A 23,716-nucleotide genomic window follows, 5' to 3' on the forward strand; every position below is an offset into this window, starting at 1 on the left:
CTGCCCGTGCTCCGCCGTTGATCTGACACCATTCCCCGGGGGCCCCGTTCGGCGGATGGACGGAGCTCGTTTGGAGAGACTTGCGACCAGGGGACGGATGGGACCGCGCAGTGCGGGGCTACGAACGCCAGGAGCGAGAGCCGTCGGCTGACGTCGACCACCTCTCTCGGTTCGAGGCCGAGATGGAGCGGCTGAAGACCGAGCGGGAGAAGGCCGTCCAGCACGCCGAGGACCTCGGCTATCAGGTCGAGGTGCTGCGCGCCAAGCTGCACGAGGCGCGCCGCACTCTGGCGACCCGGCCTGCCTACGACGGCGGCGACATCGGCTATCAGGCCGAGCAGCTGCTCCGTAATGCCCAGATCCAGGCCGACCAGCTGCGCGCCGACGCCGAGCGCGAGCTGAGCCAGGCCCGCTCGCAGACGCAGCGCATCCTCCAGGAGCACGCCGAGCAGGCCGCGCGGCTTCAGGCGGAGCTGCACCAGGAGGCGGTCACCCGCCGTCAGCAGCTCGACCAGGAGCTGGCCGAGCGCCGGCAGACCGTCGAGTCGCATGTCAACGAGAACGTGGCGTGGGCCGAGCAGCTGCGCGCCCGCACCGAGTCGCAGGCCCGCCGGCTCCTGGAGGAGTCGCGCGCCGAGGCCGACCAGGCGCTGGCGGCCGCCCGCGCGGAGGCCGAGCGGGTCGCCGCGGAGGCCAGGCAGCGGCTGACGAACGACGCGGAGGCGGCCCGCGCGGAGGCCGAGGCGCTGCTGCGCCGGGCCCGTACGGACGCGGAGCGGCTGCTGAACGCGGCGTCCACGCAGGCCCAGGAGGCCACCGACCACGCCGAGCAGCTGCGCTCCTCCACGGCGACGGAGTCGGACAGCGCCCGCCGCCAGGCCACCGAGCTGAGCCGGGCCGCCGAGCAGCGGATGACCGCGGCCGAGTCGGCGCTGCGCGAGGCGCGGACGGAATCGGAGAAGGTCCTCGCCGAGGCGAAGGAGGCCGCGGCCAAGGCCCTGGCGAGCGCCGAGGCCGCGAACGAGACGCGCACACGTACGGCGAAGGAGCAGGTCGCCCGGCTGGTCAGCGAGGCCACCAAGGAGGCCGAGACCACCAAGTCCGAGGCCGAGCAGGTCGTCGCGGACGCTCGCGCCGAGGCCGAGAAGATCACCGCGGAGGCGGCGGAGAAGGCCCGCAATCTCACCGCCGAGGAGACCGCGTCCCAGCTCGCCAAGGCGGCCCGTACCGCCGAGGACGTGCTCAACAAGGCCTCCGAGGACGCCAAGACGACCACCAAGGCGGCGGCCGAGGAGGCGGAGCGGATCCGCACCGAGGCCGAGGCCGAGGCGGACCGGCTGCGCGCCGAGGCGCACGACATCGCCGAGCAGCTCAAGGGCACGGCGAAGGACGACACCAAGGAGTACCGCGCCAAGACGGTCGAGCTGCAGGAGGAGGCGCGCCGGCTGCGCGGCGACGCCGAGCAGCTGCGGGCCGACGCGGTCGCCGAGGGCGAGCGCATCCGCTCCGAGGCCCGCCGTGAGGCCGTACAGCAGATCGAGGAGGCGGCCAGGACCGCCGAGGAGCTGCTGGCGAAGGCCAAGGCGGACGCCGACGAGCTGCGTACGACGGCGACGGCCGACAGCGAGAAGGTCCGCACCGAGGCCATCGAGCGCGCCACGACGCTGCGCCGGCAGGCCGAGGACACGCTGGAGCGCACCCGCAGCGAGGCGGAGCGGCACCGCGCCGAGATCGTCGAGCAGGCCGAGGGCATCAAGGCGGACGCCGAGCGGGCCGCCGAGGGGCTGCGCGAGGAGACCGAGCGCGCCATAGCGGCCCGGCAGGCGGAGGCCGCCGACGAGCTGACCCGGCTGCACACGGAGGCCGAGGAGCGGCTCGCCGCCGCCGAGCAGGCGCTGACGGACGCGCGCGCGCAGGCCGAGCGGATCCGCCGCGAGGCCGCCGAGGAGAGCGACCGGCTGCGCACGGAGTCCGCCGAGCGGATCAGGGCGCTGCAGGCGCAGGCCGAGGCGGAGGCCGAGCGGCTGCGCAACGAGGCCGCGGCGGACGCGTCCGCGTCGCGGGCCGAGGGCGAGAACATCGCCGTACGGCTGCGTTCGGAGGCCGCGGCGGAGGCCGAGCGGCTGAAGTCGGAGGCCCAGGACTCCGCCGACCGGGTACGGGCCGAGGCGCAGGCCGCGGCCGAGCGCCTGGCGACCGAGGGCGCCGAGACGCTGGCTGCCGCGCAGGAGGAGGCCACCCGGCGCCGCCGTGAGGCCGAGGAGCTGCTCGGTTCGGCGCGTCAGGACGCCGACCAGGAGCGTGAGCGGGCCCGCGAGCAGAGCGAGGAGCTCCTCGCGTCGGCGCGCACGCGTGTCGAGGAGGCACAGGCCGAGGCCGTACGGCTGGTCGAGGAGGCCGACCGGCGGGCGACCGAGATGGTCACCAGCGCCGAGCAGACCGCGCAGCAGGTGCGGGACGCGGTCGCCGGGCTGCACGAGCAGGCGCAGGAGGAGATCGCTGGGCTGCGCAGCGCCGCCGAGCACGTGGCGGAGCGCACCCGGACCGAGGCGCAGTCGGAGGCGGACCGGGTCCGCGCCGACGCGTACGCGGAGCGGGAGCGGGCCACCGAGGACGCGGGCCGCGTCCGGCGCGAGGCGGCCGCCGAGTCGGAGGCCGCCAAGGCCCTTGCGGAGCGCACGGTTTCGGACGCGATCGCCGAGTCCGAGCGGCTGCGTTCGGACGCCGCCGAGTACGCCCAGCGGGCGCGCACGGAGGCGTCGGACTCGATCGCGAACGCCGAGCAGGACGCCTCGCGCACCCGCGCGGACGCCCGTGAGGACGCGAACCGGATCCGTTCGGACGCGGCGACGCAGGCGGACACGCTGATCACCGAGGCGCGCTCCGAGGCGGAGCGGCTGACGACCGAGACGGCCGCGGAGGCCGAGCGGGTGCGGGCCGAGTCCGTCGCGAAGGCCGAGCAGCTCATCTCGGACGCGACCGGGGACGCGGAGCGGCTGCGCGCCGAGGCCGCCGAGACGGTCGGCTCCGCGCAGCAGCACGCCGAGCGGATCCGTACGGAGGCCGAGCGCGTGAAGTCGGGGGCCGCGGCGGAGGCCGAGCGGGTCACGTCGTCCGCGCGCGAGGAGGCGGAGCGGACGCTCGACGAGGCGCGCCAGGAGGCCAACAAGCGGCGCTCCGAGGCGGCCGAGCAGGTCGACAAGCTCATCTCGGAGACGGCGGTCGAGGCCGACAAGCTGACCTCCGAGGCGCAGCAGGCCGCCCTCAAGACGACCGCGGACGCCGAGGCGCAGGCGGACACGATGGTGGGCGCGGCGCGCAACGAGGCGGAGCGGCTGGTCGCCGAGGCGACGGTCGAGGGCAACACGCGGGTGGAGCGGGCCCGTACGGACGCCGACGAGCTGCTGGTCGGCGCGCGCCGGGACGCGACCGCGATAAGGGAGCGCGCGGAGGAGCTGCGCGACCGCATCACGACGGAGATCGAGGAGCTGCACGAGCGGGCCCGCCGCGAGTCCGCCGAGACGATGAAGTCCGCGGGCGAGCGCTGCGACGCGCTGGTGAAGGCCGCCGAGGACCAGCTCGCCGAGGCCGAGGCGAAGGCGAAGGACCTGATCTCGGAGGCCAACTCCGAGGCGAGCAAGGTGCGCATCGCCGCCGTCCGGAAGGCCGAGGGCCTTCTCAAGGAGGCCGAGCAGAAGAAGAGTTCGCTCGTCTCCGAGGCCGAGAAGATCAGGTCCGAGGCGATCCAGGAGGCCAAGGCCGCGGTCGAGGAGGGCCGGCGGGATCTGGAGGTGCTGGTCCGCCGCCGCGAGGACATCCAAGCCGAGATCTCCCGTGTCCAGGACGTCCTGGAAGCGTTGGAGTCTTTTGAGGCCCCGTCCGGCGGAAAGGACGGAGGCGTCAAGGCGGGTGCTGCCGCGGGCGCAACTCGTTCGGGTGGCAAGGCGTCAGAGGGCTAGCCAGGTACAGCCATCGCGTGCTTGCCAGGGACGTATGACACGGGCTCTGGCAAGCGCTCCGACAGCCAGCCACCCAAAAGGAGTGTCATTCTCCAGATCAAACACGCATACGCTCGATGACACGCCGCTTTGGCCCCTAGGATTCCCTCTATCACCTCACCGGTCTCATTCGACAGGAACCCCATGAGCGACACTTCCCCCTACGGCTTCGAGCTTGTGCGGCGTGGGTACGACCGCGCTCAGGTGGACGAACGCATTTCGAAGCTCGTCTCCGACCGTGACAGCGCTCTGGCTCGTATCACTGCTCTGGAAAAGCGCATCGAGGAGCTCCACCTCGAAACGCAGAACGCCCAGGCCCAGGTCAGCGACGCGGAGCCGTCGTACGCGGGTCTCGGCGCGCGCGTCGAGAAGATCCTCCGCCTCGCCGAGGAGGAGGCGAAGGACCTGCGCGAGGAGGCCCGTCGCGCATCCGAGCAGCACCGTGAGCTCGCCGAGTCGGCGGCCCAGCAGGTGCGCAACGACGCAGAATCGTTCGCTGCGGACCGCAAGTCCAAGGCGGAGGACGAGGGCGTCCGGATCGTCGAGAAGGCCAAGAGCGACGCCTCGCAGCTGCGCCAGGAGGCGCAGAAGGACGCGCAGTCCAAGCGTGAGGAGGCGGACGCCCTCTTCGAGGAGACCCGTGCCAAGGCCGCCCAGGCCGCCGCGGACTTCGAGACGAACCTCGCCAAGCGCCGGGAGCAGTCCGAGCGCGACCTGGCCTCGCGTCAGGCCAAGGCCGAGAAGCGTCTCGCGGAGATCGAGCACCGCGCGGAGCAGCTCCGCCTGGAGGCCGAGAAGCTGCGCACGGACGCCGAGCGTCGCGCCCGTCAGACGGTGGAGACGGCGCAGCGCCAGGCCGAGGACATCGTGGCCGACGCGAACGCCAAGGCCGACCGGATCCGTTCGGAATCCGAGCGCGAGCTCGCGGCTCTGACCAACCGTCGCGACTCGATCAACGCCCAGCTCACGAACGTCCGCGAGATGCTCGCGACGCTCACGGGCGCCGCGGTGGCCGCTGCCGGTACGCCGGCCGAGGACGAGCCGATCTCCCGTGGGGTTCCGGCTCAGCAGTCCCGGTAACACCTTCAGCAGTCCCGGTAACACCTGAAGTACAGCGCCTGAACAAGTGCGAAGCCCTCTGCCACCCCGGTGGCAGAGGGCTTCGTCCCGTTCTAGCGTGGCCGCATGATCGAGCTCGAGGGGCTGACCAAGCGGTACGGCGAGAAGGTGGCGGTCAACAACCTCACCTTCGCCGTCAGACCCGGCATCGTCACGGGGTTCCTCGGGCCCAACGGCGCCGGGAAGTCGACGACCATGCGGATGATGCTCGGGCTCGACCGGCCCACGTCGGGCGACGTACGGATCGACGGTCAGCACTACGACGGCCTCAAGGACCCGCTGACGTACATCGGCGCCCTGCTCGACGCGAAGGCCATGCACGGCGGGCGCAGCGCCTTCAACCATCTGCTGTGCCTCGCGCAGAGCAACGGGATTGCGCGGGAGCGGGTGCACGAGGTCCTCGACACGGTCGGGCTGACCTCGGTCGCGAAGAAGAAGGCCAAGGGGTTCTCGCTCGGCATGGGCCAGCGGCTCGGCATCGCGGGCGCGCTGCTCGGCGATCCGCGGATCCTGATGTTCGACGAGCCGGTCAACGGCCTCGACCCCGAGGGCATCCACTGGATCCGCAACCTGATGAAGTCCCTCGCCGCCCAGGGCCGTACGGTCTTCGTCTCCTCGCACCTGATGAGCGAGATGGCGCTGACCGCCGACCATCTCGTCGTCATCGGCCAGGGCCGGCTGCTCGCCGACACCTCCATGGCCGACTTCATCCAGCAGAACTCGCGCTCCTTCGTCCGGATCCGCACCCCTCAGCGCGAGCGGCTGCTCGATGTGCTGCACGGCGCCGGGATCACCGTCGTGGAGTCGGGCAGCGGGACGCTGGAGGTCGACGGCGGCAAGCCGGAGCACATCGGTGAGCTGGCCGCGCAGCACCAGATCGTGCTGCACGAGCTCAGCCCCCAACAGGCCTCCCTGGAGGAGGCGTTCATGCAGCTGACCGCCGAGTCGGTGGAGTACCACGCGCACACGGACGCGTCCCTGACACACCCGCCCCTCCCGGAGGTTCCGGGGGCCTGGGGCGACGACTGGAAGAGGGGCTGACCATGGCGGCGACGCAGGTCCTCAGGTCCGAGTGGACGAAGATCCGCTCCGTCGCGTCCACGGTCTGGACGCTCGGTCTCGCCGCGGTGGTCACGGTCGCGCTCGGCGTGCTGATCTCGCTGCTGTCGAAGAACGAGTTCAAGAACATGAGCGAGAAGGACCGGCTCTCCTTCGACCCGACGTTCATCAGCTTCGCCGGCATGAGCCTCGGCCAGCTCGCGATGATCGTGTTCGGGGTGCTCGTCGTCTCCAACGAGTACAGCACCGGCATGATCCGCACCTCGCTCGCCGCGGTCCCTCAGCGCGGCACGTTCCTCTTCGGCAAGATCGCGGTGGCGACCGGGCTCGCCTTCGTCGTCGGCATCGTCACCAGCTTCGTCAGCTTCTTCCTGGGGCAGGCGATGCTCGGCTCCCACAAGGCGTCGATCGGCGACTCGGGCGTCCTGCGCGCGGTCATCGGCGGCGGGCTCTACATGGCCCTCATCGCCGTGTTCTCGATGGGCGTCGCGACCATGCTGCGCAGCCCGATGCTCTCCCTCGGCATCCTGATGCCGTTCTTCTTCCTCGTCTCCAACATCCTCGGCAACGTCTCCGCCACCAAGAAGATCGGCCGTTACCTGCCCGACCAGGCGGGCAGCAAGATCATGCAGGTCGTCACCCCACTCGACGACGACACCCCCTACGGCCCCTGGGGCGGCCTCGCGATCATGGTGGCGTGGGTGGCCCTGGCGGTGCTGGGCGGGTACGCGCTGCTCAAGAAGCGGGACGCGTAGGGTCGTCGGGCGGCAGCCGAGGCGGTGACGGCGGCGGCATGAGACCGTCGAATCCCGTCCAGCCGTTCCACTGCCAGACGTCCTTGTCCAGGTCGGGTTCCAGGGGCACGAAGCGGCCGAGCTCGAAGTCGCCGGCCGCCAGGTCGAACCAGCGCTCGTCCGCGACCTCGGTGCCCAGCCCCACGGTCCGCGCCGTCAGCCGGACCAGGAGCTTCACGCCCTGCGAGCCGTCCAGGTCGTGGCCCTGGATGTGCCGGAACGGCAGCTCCGGCACGGGCGACCCGACCGGTATCCACACCGTGAAGGGCGCCCCGCGCTCGACCGCGAGCCAGGCCCGCTCGTCGGCGGGCTCGCCCTGCGCGTCCAGGACCTTGAGCCACTGCTTGTAGATGACCAGGCTGCCGTCGTGCGGCGAACGCTCCAGGTAGCGCAGATGGGCCCGGGCCCGCAGATCGACGACCGAGAGGTTGTCGAAGCGGTTGTAGAAGCGGACCGCGATGATCGCGTCGTCGCTGTCCGCGTGGCGCCGGGAGTAGCTCGGGAAGTCCGCCGTCCAGGCGTGCGAGATGCTGGCCCGCTGCCGCCAGACGAACGGCCTGAGCGCGAACATCTTGATCAGCACGATGCCCAGCAGTACGGCGGGCACCAGCGAACCGGTGACCGAGGAGACGGTGGCGAGCACCTGGTGCGCGGTGCTGTCCGGCTCGGGCTCCAGGTTGTCCGTGCCGACGCAGGCGCGCAGCGCGCTGAGGCTGAGGTCGAGCAGCCGCTCCCCCGCGGAGAACCGCTCCGCCATGGAACGCGCCGAGTGCTCGGTGAGCGTCCACACCACGGCGATGACGACGGAGAGCCCGGCCAGCGCGCCGAGCGTCATCAGCAGCAGGGCGTGGACCGTGCGTCCGGCGATCCACCAGCGAACTGACGTACGGTAGCGCGGGTGCGCACGGCGCCGCCCCGACAGTCTCACCCGGCTCAACTTTCGCTCCCCGTAACCCAGTTCATGCCTGCTCGTACAATGGGACGGCATGATTCCCGGTGTCCGTTCCGGCCAACCCCGCCCAGGCGGGCGAACCCGGACCCCGCCCCGGGTACACATCGCGTGGAAGGCTGTGCCGACACCGCGCGATCACCCCTCGAAGGGCGTCACCGTGACGACGAAGGACCGAAGCCTCGCGGCGCTGGGCCTGGACGACGTGCCCGCCCGGCAACCGCTCACCTACCCCGGCCGCCCCACCCCCGAGCCCGCCCTGCTCACCGGCGACGAGCTGCTCCAGCTCGACGTGCGGCCGCTGCGCCTCGGCGAGTGGTTCGTGGAGGAGCAGCAGGAGCAGCAGCGGCTCGACGAGGCGCTGGCGGAGCTCGGCCAGGTCGTGACCGGCCGCCGTCACCCGGTCATCGCCGTCGGCTCCAACGCCTCCCCCGGTCAGGTCGCGCACAAGCTGACCCGGCTCGGCATCCCGGCCACCGTGCCGATGGTGCCGGTGCGCGTGCACGGGATCGGCGTCGGCTGCTCGGGGCACATCAGCCCGGCGGGGTACGTGGCGGGGACGCCGTACGTCGATCGGGGCGCCGAGACCACGCTCGTGGTGGCCTGGCTGGATTCGACGCAGCTCAAGGCGGTGGACGACACCGAGTTCCCGGACTACCGGCGGGCGATACTCCCGGGCGGCGAGTTCGAGATGACCATGCCGTCCGGGGAGCGCCTCGGCGGCGCGTACATCTATTTCAGCGCGCACGGGGTGCTCGCCGACCCGGTCACCGGCCTGCCGCGGCCCGGCGGCGGGGACCAGTCCGAGCTGCTCGCCGCGCTGCTCGGCTCGTCGGCGCGGCTGCGGGAACTGCTCGGTCCCGATCCGGCCGCCTGGGTGCGCCGCGCCGGGGCCGACCGGGAGCTGCGCGAGCGCGGCACGCTCGTCTTCGGCGAGGAGGGCTGGGTGCTGCCGCAGACGGAGTTCCTTCCGTACGTCGACGACGCGGCCGCGCTGCGGCTGTACGACGACCTCCAGCCGCTGGACGGCTCGCTGCCGTACCGCGCCTGAGCTCCCGAGGGTTCCGTACGGCGGTTGAGGGTTCCGCTTCCTCCCCTGACCAGGCACGACACGTACCTGACAAAAGGTGCAGGTGACCTGCGTTCTTTTACTTCCTCTTGAGTGGAACCGTCAGCGCCCCGATATCCTCCTAACCCTTACGGGGGCGTGTGCCCCGACGTCCTGACCTTTTCGATGGGTGCGGAGCATGATCGAGGCAGTCGGCCTGACGAAGCGCTACGGCGACAAGACGGCCGTGTACAACCTTTCCTTCCAGGTGCGGCCCGGTGCCGTCACCGGATTCCTCGGGCCCAACGGGTCGGGCAAGTCGACGACGATGCGGATGATCCTCGGCCTGGACAACCCGAGCGCCGGGCAGGTGACGATCGGCGGCTTCCCCTACCGCAAGCTGCCCAACGCCCCCCGCCAGGTCGGCGCGCTCCTCGACGCCAAGGCCGTGCACGGCGGCCGGCACGCCCGCAACCACCTGCTCTGCCTCGCGCAGCTCTCCGGCATCCCGGCCCGCCGGGTGGACGAGGTGCTGGGCGTCGTCGGTCTCCAGGACGTGGCCAGAAAGCGCTCCAAGGGCTTCTCGCTCGGCATGGGCCAACGGCTCGGCATCGCCGCCGCGCTGCTCGGCGACCCGCAGGTGCTGCTCTTCGACGAGCCGGTCAACGGCCTCGACCCCGAGGGCATCCTCTGGGTCCGCAACCTGATGAAGTCCCTCGCGGCCGAGGGCCGCACGGTCTTCGTCTCCTCGCACCTGATGAGCGAGATGGCGCTGACCGCCGACCACCTGATCGTGATCGGCCGCGGGCAGATGCTCGCCGACATGAGCATCAGGGACTTCATCTCGCACAACTCGGCCGACTTCGCCCGGGTCCGCACCCCGGAGACCGACCCGCAGCAGCGCGAGAAGCTCACCGCCGCGCTCACCGAGGCGGGCGGCCAGGTGCTGCCCGAGCAGGACGGCGCGCTGCGCGTCACCGGGCTGCCGCTGCCCCAAATCAGCGATTTGGCGCACTCCTCCGACGTACGCCTGTGGGAGCTGTCGCCGCACCAGGCCTCGCTGGAGGAGGCGTACATGCGGATGACGCAGGGCGCCGTCGACTACCGCTCGACCATCGACCAGAAGGCCGGGCTCCAGCAGCAGCTGCCGCCCGGCGCGATGCCGCAGCCGCAGATGCCGGTACCGGGCCAGGGCCAGTCCGGCTGGTACGCCCCGCCGGGACCCCAGCAGGGCGGGCAGCCGTTCGCGATGCCGCAGGCGCAGCAGCCCGCAGGCGCGTACGGCGCCCCGGCCGCGCCCCAGCCGGGCCAGCCGGGTCCGTACGGCGCTCCCGCGGGCGCGGGCGCTCCGGACGCCAACCCGTACGCCCAGGCCGCGGCCCAGGCCCCCGCACAGCCGCCCGTGGCACCCGCTGCCGCCCCCGCCGCCGACCTGACCAAGCCCGAGGACGCCCGATGAGCACGCCCCAGCCCCCGATGCCGCAGCAGACCGCGCCCGGTGCCCCTCAGTGGCAGGCGGCGCCCGGCGCCTCGTACACCTCGCCGATCCCGGTCACGCGCACGCATCTGGGTCACGCGCTGAACTCCGAGTGGACGAAGATCAAGTCGGTGCGCTCCACGATGTGGACGCTCGGCATCTTCCTGCTCCTGGTCGTCGGCATCGGCTTCCTGGTCGCCGCGCAGACCCAGGACGAGGACTTCTCCGACGTGCCGTACACCATCCCGGCCTTCTTCGGGCTGATGCTCGGTCAGATCTGCCTGATCACGCTGGGCGTGCTGGTGGTCTCGTCCGAGTACGGCACAGGCATGATCCGTACGACGTTCACGGCCTCGCCGCAGCGCTACCGGGTGCTCGCCGCGAAGCTGATCATCTTCTTCGGCGTGGCGTTCTCGGTGTCGGCCTTCTCGATCGGCCTGGTCGGCCTGATGACCTCGGGGATGCACAGCAGCCCCGGGGCCGAGCCGTGGGGCGGCACGGTCCTCATGGGCGCGCTGTACGTCTCGCTGCTCGGTGTCCTCGCGCTCGCGGTGGGCTCGATGCTGCGTCACTCGGCGGGCGCGATCACCACGATGCTCGGTGTCGTCCTGGTCCCCGCGATCATGCCGGCGTTCCTGATGATGTCGGACAGCATGCGCACGTTCGGCGAGAAGATGCAGGAGTACAACGCTCCCAACGCCCTCGCCAAGATCTTCCAGTTGGACAGCGAGAGCGCCCACGGGGGCGCCCAGCTCGGCCTGCTCGCCGGGGTGACGGCTGCGGCGATCGTCGGCGCCTTCCTGCTGCTGGAGCGCCGCGACGTGTGACGCCCGCCCAACAGGCTCAGAACCTGGGCGCGTTACGGGACCGCTGCACCCTCGAGGTGCGGCGGTCCTTCGCGTTCCAGCACGCCTTGTGCCAGTGGCGGCGCTCGTCGACACCCGAGTGCTCCGGCCAGGCGACGACATGCGGGACGCCGGAGGGGATCATCTGGTCGCAGCCGGGGCAGCGGTAGGTCTTGCCCTGGGCGCTCGCGCCCGCCACATGGCGCACGCTCCACTCCTCGCCCTGCCAGCTCTCCGTGGACTGCCAGCCACCGTAGCGCCCGGAGGGCTCCTCGTCCGCGCCTCGGCCGGAGGAAGCACCGGCATCCTTGGAACGGTTGCGACGCGGGGACACAGGACACCTCACGGAGCTATACAGGGGGCAGGGGCCACGTCCAGCCTACGCGGCACGGGCCGGGGTAGGCGTACTCCACGAACCCCCACAGAACGCCCACGCGCCCACCCATTCTCCAGACAATCCGCCAATCTTCCCGCCAAGCCGTGTCCTCGGCACGTGTCACACGGTTATGCCGGGTGGGGGAGCTCCGTGTCGGCGCCAAGGAGGCAGGAGTGCAATGCGCGTAGGAAGTTTTGTTCTGGCGGCCCAGTTCCCGGGACAGGGCCAGGGGGAGGCGCTGCACCGCGCGGTGCGGTCGGCCGAGGTGGCGGAGGAGGCCGGTCTCGACTCGGTCTGGCTGGCCGAGCACCACTTCGTGCCGTACGGGACCTGCCCGTCGGCGATCACCCTCGCGGCGTTACTGCTGGGCCGCACCCGCCGGATCCACGTCGGTACGGCGGTCAGCGTGCTGCCCACCGTGCACCCGGTGGCACTCGGCGAGCAGGCCGCGTTGCTGCACATGACGTCCGGCGGGCGCTTCTCGCTGGGTGTGGGCCGCGGCGGCCCGTGGGTCGACCTGGAGGTCTTCGGCGCGGGATTGAAGGCGTACGAGAAGGGGTTCCCGGAATCACTCGATCTGCTGGTGCGCTGGCTGCGCGAACCGTCCGTGGCGGCCGCGGGAGAGCGGTTCGCCTTCCGTGAAGTGCCCGTCGTGCCCCGGCCGTCGGAGGCGCTCGGCGCCGGCGACGGACCCGAGGTCGTCGTCGCCTGCACGTCGCCGGCAAGCGTCCGGCTCGCGGCCGAGCGCGGGCTGCCGATGCTCCTCGGGATGCATGTGGGGGACGAGGAGAAGGCCGAAATGGTCGCCCTGTGGCGGCAGCACGCGCGCGCGGCCGGGCGTCCGGCGGACGAGATCTTCGGCGCCGCCCATGTCTCCGCCGGCGTCTGCCAGATCGCGGACCGCCGCACCGACGCGTGCGAGACGCTCGTCAAGGCGATGCCCGGCTGGCTGAAGCAGGGGCTGGACGCCCATGTGACGATCGACGGCCGCGCCCGCGCGATGCGGGACCCGGTGGCGTACACCGAACTGCTCTGCGGGCTCCACCCGGTGGGGACGCCGCGGCTGTGCGCCGACCGGCTCGCGGCGACCTCGGAACGGACCGGCATCTCACGCTTCGCCCTGCTGGTGGAGGGCTCGGGAGACCTCGCGGCGACGGAGGAGAACGTACGGCGGCTGGGTGCCGAGGTGCTCCCCCACCTCGGGTGACACCCTCGGCCCAGGACAGGCCCGCCCGCAGCGATACCGGCCTGCGGTGCGGGGACTTGCCGCCCAGTACAGATGCACCTCCCGCGTACGGAGCGGCAAGCCGTGCAGCGTCCCTGCGTCAGCAGTCCCGGAACTCCGGGGACTGGTTCAGCAGTTGACTGCGCACCGAGGTGAAGCGTGCCAGCGTGTCGTCCACTGAGGCTTCCAGTGGGAACACCGCCACCCTGTGGCAGTTCTGGAAGGCCAGCCGCACACCGAAGTGCCGCTGAAGCGCGCCGCGTATCGCGTCACTCGCGAGCGCACGCAGCAGCTGGCCACGTGCCTGCTCGTCCGGCGGAGGCGTCTGGTTGTCGGCGAACGCACCGCCGTCGACCTTCAGCTGGGCCACCAGGGAGCTGATCATCTCCCACGCGTAGGGCAGGGAGGTCCGGACGCAGTCGACGAATTCCGCTTCGTCGACCTCGCCTCGCTCGGCCTTTTCCAGTAGGGCCGGTGAGACGTCGAGCGACATGGGTTCTCCTCTCGCACCCCCAGATCTCGGGGGTTGCCGGACAGATGAGGGAAGTTCGCGATGCCGAACACTCTGCGTACACGCATCGCCACCTCCCGTTTATACGGTAAGCAACAGACGGTGACGGCACCAGGAGAATGCACGCAGAGCAGGGCCGTCGTAGGCACACAATCAGCCAATACCGAACGGGAGTTGCCACCAGCATGTGCCAAACGACGACAGGCCCCGGAGCAGGCTCTGAGGTGGGCGAATCGCGTGCACCACCGCGCGTCGGATAGCGTTGCCGACCATGCGTCTCGTCATTGCCCGATGCTCCGTGGACTACGCGGGCCGGCTCACCGCCCACCTCCCGTCGGCCCCCCGCCTCATCCTCGTGAAGGCGGACGGCAGCGTCTCCATCCACGCGGACGACCGGGCCTACAAGCCCCTGAACTGGATGTCGCCGCCCTGCACGCTGAAGGAGGGATCCGGCGACGATGAAGGCGTCTGGACCGTCATCAACAAGGCGGGCGAGAAGCTCATCATCACGATGGAGGAGATCCTCCACGACTCCTCGCACGAACTCGGTGTGGACCCCGGCCTGATCAAGGACGGCGTGGAAGCACACCTTCAGGAACTGCTCGCCGACCGCATCGAGACGCTCGGCGAGGGCTACTCGCTCATCCGCCGCGAGTACATGACGGCGATCGGCCCCGTCGACATCCTGTGCCGCGACGGCGAGGGCCAGACCGTCGCCATCGAGATCAAGCGGCGCGGCGAGATCGACGGCGTCGAGCAACTCACGCGCTACCTGGAGCTGTTGAACCGCGACCCGCACCTCGCGCCGGTCCGCGGCATCTTCGCCGCCCAGGAGATCAAGCCGCAGGCCCGCGTCCTGGCCACCGACCGCGGTATCGGCTGCACGGTCCTGGACTACGACGCCCTGCGCGGCATCGAGGACGACAAGCTGCGGCTGTTCTGACCTCTACGGCAGAGCGCAGGCAGAGCACAGAACGAGAGGGCCGGGTCCGTCATCGGACCCGGCCCTCTCGTTCCTGCTGTGGTGTCAGATCACCGAGCCGCTGGGCGACCCGGAACCGCTCTGCGACGCGGGCGCGGAGCTGCTCTGCGGCGCACTGGCCGAGCTGCTCGCCGGGCTGCTCGACGCGGGGCCGCTCGCGGAGTCCGACGTCGACGGTGTGCCCGACGACGCCGGCGGAGTGGTCGGTGGCGTCGTGGTGGGCGGCGGAGTGGTCGTGGGCGGCGGAGTGGTCGGCGGCCTCGTCGTACTCGGCGGCGGCGTGGTCGGCGGCTTCGTCGTCGTCGGCGGCTTGGACGTGCTCGGCGGCTTCGTCGTACCGCTCGGGCTCTTGGTCCCGCTCGGGTCGTCCGAAGGCTCCGCGCTCTTCGTGGGCGTCGGGTCGTCGGAGGTGCCGTACGTGCCGTCGGGGCCCGGGTCGGTGGGCGTGCTCGACGCGCCCCCACCGCCGCCCCCGTCGCTGTCCTTCTTCGGCTTGTCCGCGCCCAGGCTGTCGTCGTCGGCGCCCTGGCTGGCCGACGGGTTGACGCCGACCTTGTCGGACGGGTTGTCGTCGTTGTTGGAGGTCATGCCGAGCCCCACCACCGTGCCGAGCACGGCGACCAGGAGGGCGCCCGCGCCGGCTGCCGCCAGGTTGCGCCGGGTGCCGCTGACCAGCCGGCCCCCGATGCCCGAGCGCCGCGGCGCGGGGCCCGGCTCGGAGCGGTTCGTGACCAGCGTCGCGGGGGCGGCGGGCGGTTCGGCGAGCGTGAACGGCGCGGGTCCGCCGAATGCGGCCGGAACGCCACCCGGGGGCGACGCCGACTCCTCGTGGCGCGCGTCGGGCATCTCCTCGCCCGCCGCGGTGCGTGCGCCGGGCAGGGCGACGGTGCCGGAGCGGTCGGTGACCAGCGCGAGGGCGCGGCGGCCGGCGACGGTGCCGCGCTTGTCGGCGAGGGCGCCGCGCAGCCCGATGGAGGCCTCCAGCTCGGCGCGGGCCCGGTCCAGCTGGCCGCCGCAGAGCGCGAGGACGCCCAGTTCGTGGTGGAAGTAGGCCTGGTCGTGGACCTCGCCGGCGAGCCGGGACGCCTCGGCGCCGGAGCGCAGCGAGCGTTCCCAGGCACTCCAGTTCAGGCCCGCGGCGAAAGCGGGCGCGGCCGTGCGGGCCAGCGCGACGGAGGGGCTCTCCTCCTCGCCGTCCAGCGGGGCGGTGGTGAGCGGCACCAGGACGCCGAGCGCGGCGAGGACGGCGTCCGCCTCGGCGCAGACCCGCTCCGGGGTGACCGACGGGTGTCCGGCCCACCAGGTGTAGTGCCGGGCGGCGGTGAGCGCGCGGTCCTCGACGTCGTCCGTGTATCCGGCGGCCTCCAGCTGGGCCTGCACACCGGCGGCGAGCCGGTAGCGGGAGCCGACCGGCGAGACCAGCGCGCAGCTCGCGAGTTCGGCGAGGGCGGCGTCCGCGTGGGTGTCGCCGACCAGCGCGGGCAGGTGCGCCTGGTGGGGCACCTCTCCGCCCAGGGCGACCGCGAACCGCAGGGTGGCGCGCGCCGACTCGCTGAGCCGGGACGCCAGCAGCGAGGCGGGAGCGGCGCCCTCGGCGAGCGAGGGCAGCGGTATCTCGTCCTCGGCGTCGAAGGGCGCGTCGACGGGCCCCTCGGTGGCCGTGCCTATGGAGGTGTCGATGGTCGACGGGCCGACGGGCGCGTCCCCGACGTACCCGAACTCGTCGAAGGCGCTCGGGTCGGCGCGCATCTGGTCGCGCTGCCGCAGCAGCGCCCCGGCCTGCACGAAGCGCAGCGGGAGCCCCTCGGACTCGAACCAGAGGTCGCCCGCCCAGTTCGACTCGTCCTCGGTGAGCACGCGTCCGACGGCGCGCTCCAGGAGCTCCAGGCCGCCGCTGCGGTCGAGCCCGCCGAGGAAGACCTCTTCGAGGAGCGAGTCGGTGGACGGCGCGGGAACGTCGGGCGTGGCGGCGATCAGGAAGGCGCACTCGGGGGTCGCGTCGAGCAGCTCGTCGAGCGCGGCGCCGCCGAACTCGATGTCGTCGAGGACGACGACCGCGCCGATCTCGTGGACGAGCTGGAGCAGTTCGTCCCGTTCCGGGCGGTACAGCGGCGCGTTGTAGACGGCGGCGAAGAGGTCGTGCAGCAGGTCGTTCGCGGTGCGCCGGTACCCGGACAGGCGTACGACACCGTCGGGCGCGAGGTCCGCGCAGTCGTCGGCGACGGCGTCCAGGAGCACCGTGCGGCCGGAGCCGGCGGGCCCGGTCAGCCGTACGGAACGGCCGCGCGCGAGAAGGCGTACGAGCCGCTCGCGCTCGTCCTGGCGGTCCAGGAGCGGCAGTCGGGGTGCCGGCACGCCCGGCGGTACGGGCGGCTGGGTCGCGCGGCCCAGCTCGGTGCGTTCGGCGGCGCTGTGTTTGACCGGCCGCGGGGGCCGCTCACCCGGCGGGCAGACCTCGATCTCGCTGCCGTCGACGGGGTTGACGGTCAGCAGGAAGTCGCCCGAGACGAGCTGGACGGTGCGGGCGAGTGCCGGTGTGTGCTGGCCGAAGTCGGATGTCAGGTTTTCCCGCGGCGGACGCGAGCGAGGCGCCTGGCCGTCGTCGTCATGGCCGTACTCTTCGGGTCCCCGGTTGTTCGGGTCCATGTTCCTAGCCCCCCAAAAGCGTCGCGTGCGGATCCTGTCGCCGGGCGTCCGGCGGCAGGGCTGTGGCCCCTCCCGGCCTTGCTGCACACTGCGCTGTCGCTTCTGGTCCGGTGCCCGCTCAAGGGTTGTCGGGCGGCGGGCAGCCGAACCCTAAACCTTCGCACAGTATCTCCGACAGGCCGGGGTACCGCGCCGTCCGAGACGTCACAGCTTCGTGAGGATTGTGCGCGCAGCGCCGTTCACCCCCAGGTCACCAGGGTCTCCCCCGGCCCTCGGCTCACACCCGGGGCAGTGACTCCACGCCGATGCCGCCCTCGATCGCCAGGATCCGGTGCAGCCGGGTGGCGACCAACAGGCGCTGCATCTGCGGCGGTACGTCGCGCAGCACGAGCCGTCGGCCGCACCGCCCGGCCCGCCGGTGGGCCCCCATGATCACACCGAGGCCGGTGGCGTCCCAGGAGTCCAGCTCGGACAGGTCGAGCACCAGGTCGCCGGCTCCGTCGTCGACGGCCGTGTGCAGGACCGTACGGGCGTCCGCCGCGCTGCGGACGTCGAGGCGGCCCCCGACGACCAGCTCGACGTGGTCGCCCCTGATGTACATATGCGCTCCCCGAGAGTGCGTCTCTTACTCCGCGTTCGTCTGCCTGAACCGACTGATCCGGTTGATGCAACCTCTGACTGTCCGAGACCCTCAGAGGTTGCCGTCTGTAAGCGAACCGATACCCAATTCACCCCGAGGGGTGATGCCTCCGGGGACCGTGCGGTTTCAGTGCTTGTAGAAGCCCTGCCCGCTCTTGCGGCCGATGTCACCGGCGTCCACCATCCGGCGCATCAGCTCCGGCGGGGCGAACTTCTCGTCCTGGGTCTCGGTGTAGATGTTGCTCGTGGCGTGCAGCAGGATGTCGACGCCGGTCAGGTCCGCCGTGGCCAGCGGTCCCATCGCGTGGCCGAAGCCCAGCTTGCAGGCGAGGTCGATGTCCTCGGCGCTCGCCACGCCCGACTCGTACAGCTTCGTCGCCTCGACGACCAGCGCCGAGATGAGGCGGGTGGTGACGAACCCCGCCACGTCCCTGTTCACCACGATGCAGGTCTTGCCGACGGACTCGGCGAACTCCCGGGCGGTGGCGAGGGCTTCGTCGCTGGTCTTGTAGCCGCGGACCAGCTCGACGAGCTGCATCATCGGGACCGGCGAGAAGAAGTGCACGCCGACGACCCGCTCGGGGCGCTCGGTGGCCGCCGCGATCTTGGTGATCGGGATGGCGGAGGTGTTGGAGGCGAGTACGGCGTCCTCGCGGACGATCTTGTCGAGCGCCCGGAAGATCTCGTGCTTGACCTCGAGCTTCTCGAAGACGGCCTCGACGACGATGTCGGCGTCGGCGGCCGCGTCCAGGTCGGTCGTGGCGGTGATGCGCGCGAGAGCGGCGTCCGCGTCGGCGCCTTCGAGCTTGCCCTTGCTCACGAACTTGTCGTACGAGGCCTTGATGCCGTCGAGGCCGCGGTTCAGCGCTTCGTCGGTGACATCGCGCAGAACGACGTCCCAGCCCGCCTGGGCGGATACCTGGGCAATTCCGGACCCCATGAGTCCGGCCCCGATGACGGCGAGCTTCCGTGCCACTGTGCGACTCCCCTGACGCTCTGCTGATGACTGCCTCTCGGGCGGACACTAGCGCTCGTGAGGTGCTGTGTGACCGGTAAGTAATGCGCGTCACGTCTCAACTGACGGACATCACACCGGATGGCTCACCCCGCGTCCCGCACCGCGTAGTTGAGGACCTTCTCGCTCAGCAGCCCCTCCATGTCGTCGAGGAGCACAAGCACCTCGCGCGACACTTCTCCCGGTTCGCGGCCGGCCATCATCTCGCGTCCGATGGTGGCCATGACGGTCTGGTGGACCCAGTTGATCTGGCCGGCGATCAGCGTGGGCATCGGGTCGTCGGCGGGGGCGCCGGTCTCCTCGCGCAGCGCCTCCTCCAGGTTGTCCACGACCTCCTGACCGATGGCCCACAGCCGGGAGCGGAGCGCGGGTGCTTCGTGGATGACGTGCATGAAGCGGGCGTAGCCCTCCATCAGTCCGATCCGGGGCGAGACCGCCTCGGCCTCCTCACGGATCTCGCGCAGCACGGCGGCGGCTGCCGACTCGCCCTTGGCGCGGCCTCGCACCCACCGGGCGAGGCGGTCGATGACGCCCCTGGAGCGGTCGAGGAAGAGGTCCTCCTTGGCGGGGAAGTAGTTGTAGACGGTGTTGACGGAGACGTCGGCCGCCTCGGCGATCTCGGCGATCGTCACCGCGTCGAAGCCGCGTTCCAGGAACAGTCCCGTGGCCACATCCGAGATGTACTGCCGGGTCTGCCGCTTCTTCCGCTCCCTGAGCCCCTCTGCCATGCGGTCCATCGTAGCTTCGCTGGACTTGCTGAAATATTGGTGATACCCAAACTTTTGGTGTCATTGCAATTTTTCAGCGTCTCTGTTTTTCTGGAGCGCATGGCAATCATCAGTACGGCCGGACTGGCCCGTACCTTCCAGACCGGACGCGGCCCCGTGGAGGCGGTACGCGGCATCGACCTGACCGTCCGCCCGGGCGAGATCCTCGGCTTCCTCGGCCCGAACGGGGCGGGCAAGACCACCACCCTCCGGATGCTCACCACGCTGCTCGCGCCGACCGGCGGCGCGGCCACCGTCGCGGGCTGCGACCTGGTCCGCGATCCGGCCGGGGTACGGCGCGCCTGCGGCTATGTGGCGCAGTCCGGCGGCGTCGACCCGAGCGTGAGCGTCCGCGAGGAACTGGTCACGCAGGGGCGGCTGTACCGCCTGACGAAGCCCCAGGCGATCGAACGCGCCGCGGAGTTGGCGCACGATCTGGGCCTCACCGAGCTGCTCGACCGCCGGACGTCCGCGCTCTCCGGCGGCCAACGGCGCCGCCTCGACATCGCGATGGGCCTGACACACGGCCCCCAGGTGCTCTTCCTCGACGAGCCGACGACCGGCCTGGACCCGGCGAGCCGCGCCGACCTCTGGGACCTGGTCCGCCGGCTGCGCACCGAGCACGGCACGACGGTCTTCCTCACCACGCACTACCTCGACGAGGCCGACGCGCTCTCCGACCGGCTCGTCATCGTCGACCGCGGTGTCGTGGTCGCCGAGGGCACACCGAGCGCGCTGAAGCTGGCGCACGGCGGCTCCATCGACGCGACGCTCCAGGACACGTTCCTCGCGATCACCGGCCGCGGCCCGTCGCCGGCCGACTCCACTCCCGTAGCCGTATAGCCGTACCCCTAGCCATATAGCCGTAGAGGAACCCCCACGAGATGCTTCTTCACGACACCGCGCTGATCTTCGGGCGCTACGCCCGCCAGACCCTGCGCTCCCGCTTCGCGATGCTCTTCGGCGTGCTGATGCCGCTGCTGTACCTGCTCTTCTTCGGCCCGCTGCTGACCGACCTGCCGCTCGGCTCGCAGGGCAGCTCCTGGCAACTGCTCGTGCCCGGACTGCTGCTCCAACTCGGCCTGTTCGGGGCGTCGTTCGCGGGCTTCACGCTGATCATGGAGCAGAACCAGGGTGTGTTCGAGCGGATGCGGGTCACCCCCGTGAGCCGGCTGGCCCTGTTGCTCGGGCGTGTCCTGCGCGACGCCTCGGTCTTCGTCTTCCAGTCGGTGCTGCTGGTCCTGGCCGCGCTGGCGATGGGCCTGCGCGCGCCGCTGGCCGGCGTCCTCATCGGCTTCGCCTTCGTCGGCCTGCTGACGGTCTCGCTCGCCTCACTGTCGTACGCGCTGGCCATGAAGGTCCGTACGCCGCAGGAGTTCGGCCCCGCCGTCAACGCCCTGACCATGCCGTCGATGCTCCTGTCGGGCCTGATGCTCCCGATGGCACTCGGCCCCGGCTGGCTGGACGTCCTCTCGCACTTCATGCCGTTCCGCTATCTGGTCGACGCGATGCGGGACGCGTACGTCGGCCACTACGCGACGGCGTCGATGCTGTACGGCGTCCTGGTCGCCGCCTCTCTCGCGGGACTCGCCGTGACAGTGGGCACACGTGTGTTCCGCAGGGCCGGAGCGTAACTACGCTGGTCGCATGGTCAATCTGACGCGCATCTACACCAGGACCGGCGACCAGGGCACCACCGCCCTCGGGGACATGAGCCGGGTCGCCAAGACCGATCTGCGGATCTCGGCGTACGCCGACGCCAACGAGGCGAACGCCGTGATCGGCACCGCGGTCGCGCTCGGCGGGCTCGACGAGGAGGTCGTCAAGGTCCTCACCCGCGTGCAGAACGACCTGTTCGACGTGGGCGCGGACCTGTCGACCCCGGTCGTGGAGAACCCCGAGTACCCGCCGCTGCGCGTGGAGCAGTTCTACATCGACAAGCTGGAGGCGGACTGCGACCGCTTCAACGAGCAGCTGGAGAAGCTCCGCTCCTTCATCCTGCCCGGCGGCACCACCGGCGCGGCCCTGCTGCACCAGGCGTGCACGGTCGTACGGCGCGCGGAGCGCTCGACGTGGGCGGCCCTGGACGCACACGGCGAGGCGATGAACCCGCTGACAGCCACCTACCTCAACCGCCTGTCCGACCTGCTGTTCATCCTTGCCCGTACGGCCAACAAGGAAGTCGGGGACGTGCTGTGGGTCCCGGGCGGGGAGCGCTGAGGCGGGGCCCGCTTCGGGTTTCCGGCCTCGCGGCGGGCCCGGTCGCCCGCGTCGTCGCCAATACCGAGGTCGCGGTACATCGAAAGATGCACTCCGGGACCGTTCTCCCGGATCAGGCGGGTGGGGTGTACGCCGTGTTGGATGGAGCCATGGCCGCCCGACTCCCCCGCCCGCACCGCGACGACGTACGCATCGCGCTCGGCGGACTGCTCGGCGGGCTCGTGCTGTGGGGCGTGGGGCTCTACAGCCGTACGCCGGACGACCCGATCTCCCTCGTCGACGCGGGCTGGGCGGTGCTCGTCCCGCTGGTCGTGATGGCCGGCTGCGAGCTGCTGCGCCGCACCCGGCCGCGGACCGCCCTGATCATCGGCACCCTCACCCTGACCGCCGATCAGCTGACCCGCGGCAGCCTGGCCACCGTCGTGATGTTCACCGACCTGGTGTACGCGGCCGTGCTGTACGGCTCGGCCGGGGCCGCCCGGCGCATCCCCTGGATCACCGGTCTCATCACGGTGATCGCGACCGTCTGGCCCGTAGCGGCGTGGCAGAAGCCGGAGGGTCTGCTGATCGGGGCGTTCACCGGCCTGGTGACCTTCACCCCCGCCGCCACCGGCTGGATCGTGCGCAACCACCGCGACACCGCGGCCGCCGAGCGGTTGCGCGCCGAGCAGACCGCGCTCCTCGCCGAGATGGACCGCACCCAGGCCGTGGCCGCCGAACGCGCCCGGATGGCCAGGGAGTTGCACGACATGGTCGCCAACCACCTGTCCGCGATCGCCATCCACTCCACGGCCGCGCTGTCGATCGACGACCCGAAGACGTCCAGGGACGCCCTCGCCGTCATCCGCGAGAACAGCGTCGACGGGCTCGCCGAGATGCGGCGGCTGATCGGGATCCTGCGCGACGGGAGCGGCGACCGCGAACCGGCCGCGACCCCGACCCTGGACGGTCTCGCGACCCTGGTCGACGGCGCCCGCGCCAACGGCCTCGACGTACACCTCGACACCGATCACGGCCAGGTTCCCGCCCCCGTCGAACTCGCCGCCTACCGGATCGTCCAGGAATCCCTGACCAATGCCCTCAAACACGCCGGGCCGGGCCGCGTCACGGTCGCCCTCGCCCAGCGGGAGAGCGTGCTCGACGTCCGCGTCACCAGCCCGTACGGCCACCGGGGCGCCCCACGCGCCCCCGGGTCCGGCGCCGGTCTGGTCGGCATGCGGGAGCGTGCCGCCCTGCTCGGCGGCACCTTCGCCGCCGGTCGCGACGGCGCGCTCTGGGCCGTACGAGCCACCCTCCCCCTGACCGAAGGAGCAGCCGCGTGATCCGCGTGCTCGTCGCCGAGGACCAGTCCGCCGTACGCGCCGGGCTCGTCCTCATCCTGGGCAGCGTGCCCGACATCGAAGTGGTCGGGGAGGCGGCGGACGGCGTGCAGGCGGTGGCGCTCGCCCGTGAACTGCGGCCGGATCTCGTCCTGATGGACATCCAGATGCCGCGCCTCGACGGGGTGTCCGCCACCCGGCAGGTCGTCGCCGAACGGCTCGCGGACGTGCTGGTGCTCACCACCTTCGACCTCGACGCGTACGTCTTCGGGGCGCTGCGCGCGGGCGCTTCGGGGTTCCTGCTCAAGAACACCGAGGCGAAGGACCTGATCGCCGCGGTGCGCACGGTCGCGCACGGCGAGGGGCTGATCGCCCCGGCCGTCACCCGGCGGCTGATCGCCGAGTTCGCGGCGCGGCCCGTGCGCGAACCGACCGCCGATCCGGCCGTCCTGGACGCGCTGACCCGGCGCGAGCGAGAGGTGCTGTCCTGCCTCGGGGAGGGGCTGTCCAACGCGGAGATCGCGGGACGGCTCGACATGGCTGAGGCGACGGTGAAGACGCACGTCAGCCGCCTGCTGGGAAAGCTGGAGCTGCGCAGCCGGGTCCAAGCGGCGGTACTGGCGCAGGAGTTGGGCGTCTGAGGGACGCGCGAGCGGAGGCATGAGCGGGCACGCGAGAGCAGTGGTCCAGACCTATTGACCTATGGTCTGGACCTTTCTATTCTCGC

At 71.5% G+C, this 23,716-nt stretch carries 21 protein-coding genes; 14 read left to right on the forward strand and 7 right to left on the reverse strand.

Going from position 1 to position 23,716, the window contains the following annotated elements:
- Positions 1 to 110: 110 nt before the first annotated feature.
- From scy to AB5J56_RS15035, 4 genes are all read left to right on the forward strand, one after another.
- On the forward strand, positions 111 to 3,959 hold the full coding sequence (scy, locus tag AB5J56_RS15020) for a polarized growth protein Scy (protein ID WP_369233219.1): 3,849 nt from the start codon (positions 111 to 113) through the stop codon (positions 3,957 to 3,959).
- Between the two features lie 183 nt (positions 3,960 to 4,142).
- Positions 4,143 to 5,078 carry a cellulose-binding protein gene (locus AB5J56_RS15025; protein WP_362501162.1) on the forward strand — a complete coding sequence of 312 codons (936 nt, stop codon included), beginning with the start codon at positions 4,143 to 4,145 and terminating at the stop codon, positions 5,076 to 5,078.
- A gap of 105 nt (positions 5,079 to 5,183) precedes the next feature.
- Positions 5,184 to 6,158 (forward strand): ABC transporter ATP-binding protein, encoded by a 975-nt coding sequence (locus tag AB5J56_RS15030; protein WP_369233220.1) that lies wholly within the window; start codon positions 5,184 to 5,186, stop codon positions 6,156 to 6,158.
- A gap of 2 nt (positions 6,159 to 6,160) precedes the next feature.
- Positions 6,161 to 6,931, forward strand: coding sequence for an ABC transporter permease (locus tag AB5J56_RS15035; protein WP_369233221.1), 771 nt, complete (start codon positions 6,161 to 6,163; stop codon positions 6,929 to 6,931).
- Here the strand turns inward: AB5J56_RS15035 and AB5J56_RS15040 are convergent.
- A complete protein-coding gene (locus AB5J56_RS15040) occupies positions 6,912 to 7,907 on the reverse strand; it encodes a hypothetical protein (RefSeq protein ID WP_369233222.1) in 996 nt (331 codons plus the stop codon). The genes AB5J56_RS15035 and AB5J56_RS15040 overlap by 20 nt on opposite strands.
- Positions 7,908 to 8,079: 172 nt before the next feature.
- Between AB5J56_RS15040 and AB5J56_RS15045 the strand changes: the two genes are divergently transcribed.
- The 3 genes from AB5J56_RS15045 (at position 8,080) to AB5J56_RS15055 (ending at position 11,271) form a co-directional block, all read left to right on the forward strand.
- The gene (locus tag AB5J56_RS15045) at positions 8,080 to 8,970 is read left to right on the forward strand and encodes a hypothetical protein (protein ID WP_369233223.1); all 891 of its coding nucleotides are present in this window, start codon (positions 8,080 to 8,082) and stop codon (positions 8,968 to 8,970) included.
- 196 nt (positions 8,971 to 9,166) lie between these two features.
- Complete coding sequence (locus tag AB5J56_RS15050) at positions 9,167 to 10,426, forward strand: ABC transporter ATP-binding protein (RefSeq protein WP_369233224.1); 1,260 nt, start codon at positions 9,167 to 9,169, stop codon at positions 10,424 to 10,426.
- Positions 10,423 to 11,271, forward strand: coding sequence for an ABC transporter permease (locus AB5J56_RS15055; RefSeq protein ID WP_369233225.1), 849 nt, complete (start codon positions 10,423 to 10,425; stop codon positions 11,269 to 11,271). Before AB5J56_RS15050 ends, AB5J56_RS15055 begins: the two co-directional genes overlap by 4 nt.
- A gap of 16 nt (positions 11,272 to 11,287) precedes the next feature.
- Here AB5J56_RS15055 and AB5J56_RS15060 read toward each other — a convergent pair whose 3' ends face one another.
- A complete protein-coding gene (locus AB5J56_RS15060) occupies positions 11,288 to 11,623 on the reverse strand; it encodes an ATP/GTP-binding protein (protein WP_369233226.1) in 336 nt (111 codons plus the stop codon).
- 220 nt (positions 11,624 to 11,843) lie between these two features.
- Here AB5J56_RS15060 and AB5J56_RS15065 point away from each other — a divergent pair, with 220 nt between their 5' ends.
- On the forward strand, positions 11,844 to 12,872 hold the full coding sequence (locus tag AB5J56_RS15065) for an LLM class flavin-dependent oxidoreductase (protein ID WP_369233227.1): 1,029 nt from the start codon (positions 11,844 to 11,846) through the stop codon (positions 12,870 to 12,872).
- Positions 12,873 to 12,990: 118 nt separating this feature from the next.
- Here AB5J56_RS15065 and AB5J56_RS15070 read toward each other — a convergent pair whose 3' ends face one another.
- A complete protein-coding gene (locus AB5J56_RS15070; RefSeq protein ID WP_356138898.1) occupies positions 12,991 to 13,383 on the reverse strand; it encodes an SCO5389 family protein in 393 nt (130 codons plus the stop codon).
- A gap of 289 nt (positions 13,384 to 13,672) precedes the next feature.
- Between AB5J56_RS15070 and nucS the strand changes: the two genes are divergently transcribed.
- Positions 13,673 to 14,344, forward strand: a complete 672-nt coding sequence (gene nucS, locus AB5J56_RS15075; protein WP_369233228.1) for an endonuclease NucS — start codon at positions 13,673 to 13,675, stop codon at positions 14,342 to 14,344.
- 84 nt (positions 14,345 to 14,428) lie between these two features.
- Here the strand turns inward: nucS and AB5J56_RS15080 are convergent, their stop codons facing one another.
- The 4 genes from AB5J56_RS15080 to AB5J56_RS15095 form a co-directional block, all read right to left on the reverse strand.
- The gene (locus AB5J56_RS15080) at positions 14,429 to 17,029 is read right to left on the reverse strand and encodes an ATP-binding protein (protein ID WP_369233229.1); all 2,601 of its coding nucleotides are present in this window, start codon (positions 17,027 to 17,029) and stop codon (positions 14,429 to 14,431) included.
- A gap of 277 nt (positions 17,030 to 17,306) precedes the next feature.
- A complete protein-coding gene (locus AB5J56_RS15085) occupies positions 17,307 to 17,630 on the reverse strand; it encodes an STAS domain-containing protein (RefSeq protein ID WP_369233230.1) in 324 nt (107 codons plus the stop codon).
- A 165-nt stretch (positions 17,631 to 17,795) separates the two neighbouring features.
- Positions 17,796 to 18,644, reverse strand: coding sequence for a 3-hydroxyacyl-CoA dehydrogenase family protein (locus tag AB5J56_RS15090; RefSeq protein WP_369233231.1), 849 nt, complete (start codon positions 18,642 to 18,644; stop codon positions 17,796 to 17,798).
- 125 nt (positions 18,645 to 18,769) lie between these two features.
- Positions 18,770 to 19,411, reverse strand: coding sequence for a TetR/AcrR family transcriptional regulator (locus AB5J56_RS15095; RefSeq protein WP_369233232.1), 642 nt, complete (start codon positions 19,409 to 19,411; stop codon positions 18,770 to 18,772).
- A gap of 99 nt (positions 19,412 to 19,510) precedes the next feature.
- Between AB5J56_RS15095 and AB5J56_RS15100 the strand changes: the two genes are divergently transcribed.
- From AB5J56_RS15100 to AB5J56_RS15120, 5 genes are all read left to right on the forward strand, one after another.
- Positions 19,511 to 20,293, forward strand: a complete 783-nt coding sequence (locus AB5J56_RS15100) for an ABC transporter ATP-binding protein (protein ID WP_369233233.1) — start codon at positions 19,511 to 19,513, stop codon at positions 20,291 to 20,293.
- Between the two features lie 41 nt (positions 20,294 to 20,334).
- Entirely contained in the window at positions 20,335 to 21,084 is a 750-nt protein-coding gene (locus AB5J56_RS15105; RefSeq protein WP_369233234.1) for an ABC transporter permease, read from the forward strand.
- A gap of 13 nt (positions 21,085 to 21,097) precedes the next feature.
- Positions 21,098 to 21,670 (forward strand): cob(I)yrinic acid a,c-diamide adenosyltransferase, encoded by a 573-nt coding sequence (locus AB5J56_RS15110; RefSeq protein ID WP_369233235.1) that lies wholly within the window; start codon positions 21,098 to 21,100, stop codon positions 21,668 to 21,670.
- A 149-nt stretch (positions 21,671 to 21,819) separates the two neighbouring features.
- Positions 21,820 to 22,992: a sensor histidine kinase gene (locus AB5J56_RS15115; protein WP_369233236.1), complete on the forward strand. Its 1,173-nt coding sequence runs from the start codon at positions 21,820 to 21,822 to the stop codon at positions 22,990 to 22,992.
- Positions 22,989 to 23,630, forward strand: coding sequence for a response regulator (locus AB5J56_RS15120; protein WP_369233237.1), 642 nt, complete (start codon positions 22,989 to 22,991; stop codon positions 23,628 to 23,630). The genes AB5J56_RS15115 and AB5J56_RS15120 overlap by 4 nt, the downstream gene beginning before the upstream one ends.
- Positions 23,631 to 23,716: the final 86 nt, after the last annotated feature.

The sequence above is a fragment of the Streptomyces sp. R21 genome (assembly GCF_041051975.1).
In the GTDB taxonomy this organism is placed as follows: domain Bacteria; phylum Actinomycetota; class Actinomycetes; order Streptomycetales; family Streptomycetaceae; genus Streptomyces.

Bases quoted from the DNA above. Each gene is read 5' to 3' on its own strand.
- AB5J56_RS15025 (WP_362501162.1), top strand. From the start codon at position 4,143: ATGAGCGACACTTCCCCCTACGGCTTCGAGCTTGTGCGGCGTGGGTAC.
- AB5J56_RS15030 (WP_369233220.1), top strand. From the start codon at position 5,184: ATGATCGAGCTCGAGGGGCTGACCAAGCGGTACGGCGAGAAGGTGGCG.
- AB5J56_RS15035 (WP_369233221.1), top strand. From the start codon at position 6,161: ATGGCGGCGACGCAGGTCCTCAGGTCCGAGTGGACGAAGATCCGCTCC.
- AB5J56_RS15050 (WP_369233224.1), top strand. From the start codon at position 9,167: ATGATCGAGGCAGTCGGCCTGACGAAGCGCTACGGCGACAAGACGGCC.
- AB5J56_RS15055 (WP_369233225.1), top strand. From the start codon at position 10,423: ATGAGCACGCCCCAGCCCCCGATGCCGCAGCAGACCGCGCCCGGTGCC.
- AB5J56_RS15065 (WP_369233227.1), top strand. From the start codon at position 11,844: ATGCGCGTAGGAAGTTTTGTTCTGGCGGCCCAGTTCCCGGGACAGGGC.
- AB5J56_RS15070 (WP_356138898.1), bottom strand. From the start codon at position 13,383: ATGTCGCTCGACGTCTCACCGGCCCTACTGGAAAAGGCCGAGCGAGGC.
- nucS (WP_369233228.1), top strand. From the start codon at position 13,673: ATGCGTCTCGTCATTGCCCGATGCTCCGTGGACTACGCGGGCCGGCTC.
- AB5J56_RS15080 (WP_369233229.1), bottom strand. From the start codon at position 17,029: ATGGACCCGAACAACCGGGGACCCGAAGAGTACGGCCATGACGACGAC.
- AB5J56_RS15085 (WP_369233230.1), bottom strand. From the start codon at position 17,630: ATGTACATCAGGGGCGACCACGTCGAGCTGGTCGTCGGGGGCCGCCTC.
- AB5J56_RS15095 (WP_369233232.1), bottom strand. From the start codon at position 19,411: ATGGCAGAGGGGCTCAGGGAGCGGAAGAAGCGGCAGACCCGGCAGTAC.
- AB5J56_RS15100 (WP_369233233.1), top strand. From the start codon at position 19,511: ATGGCAATCATCAGTACGGCCGGACTGGCCCGTACCTTCCAGACCGGA.
- AB5J56_RS15105 (WP_369233234.1), top strand. From the start codon at position 20,335: ATGCTTCTTCACGACACCGCGCTGATCTTCGGGCGCTACGCCCGCCAG.
- AB5J56_RS15110 (WP_369233235.1), top strand. From the start codon at position 21,098: ATGGTCAATCTGACGCGCATCTACACCAGGACCGGCGACCAGGGCACC.
- AB5J56_RS15115 (WP_369233236.1), top strand. From the start codon at position 21,820: ATGGCCGCCCGACTCCCCCGCCCGCACCGCGACGACGTACGCATCGCG.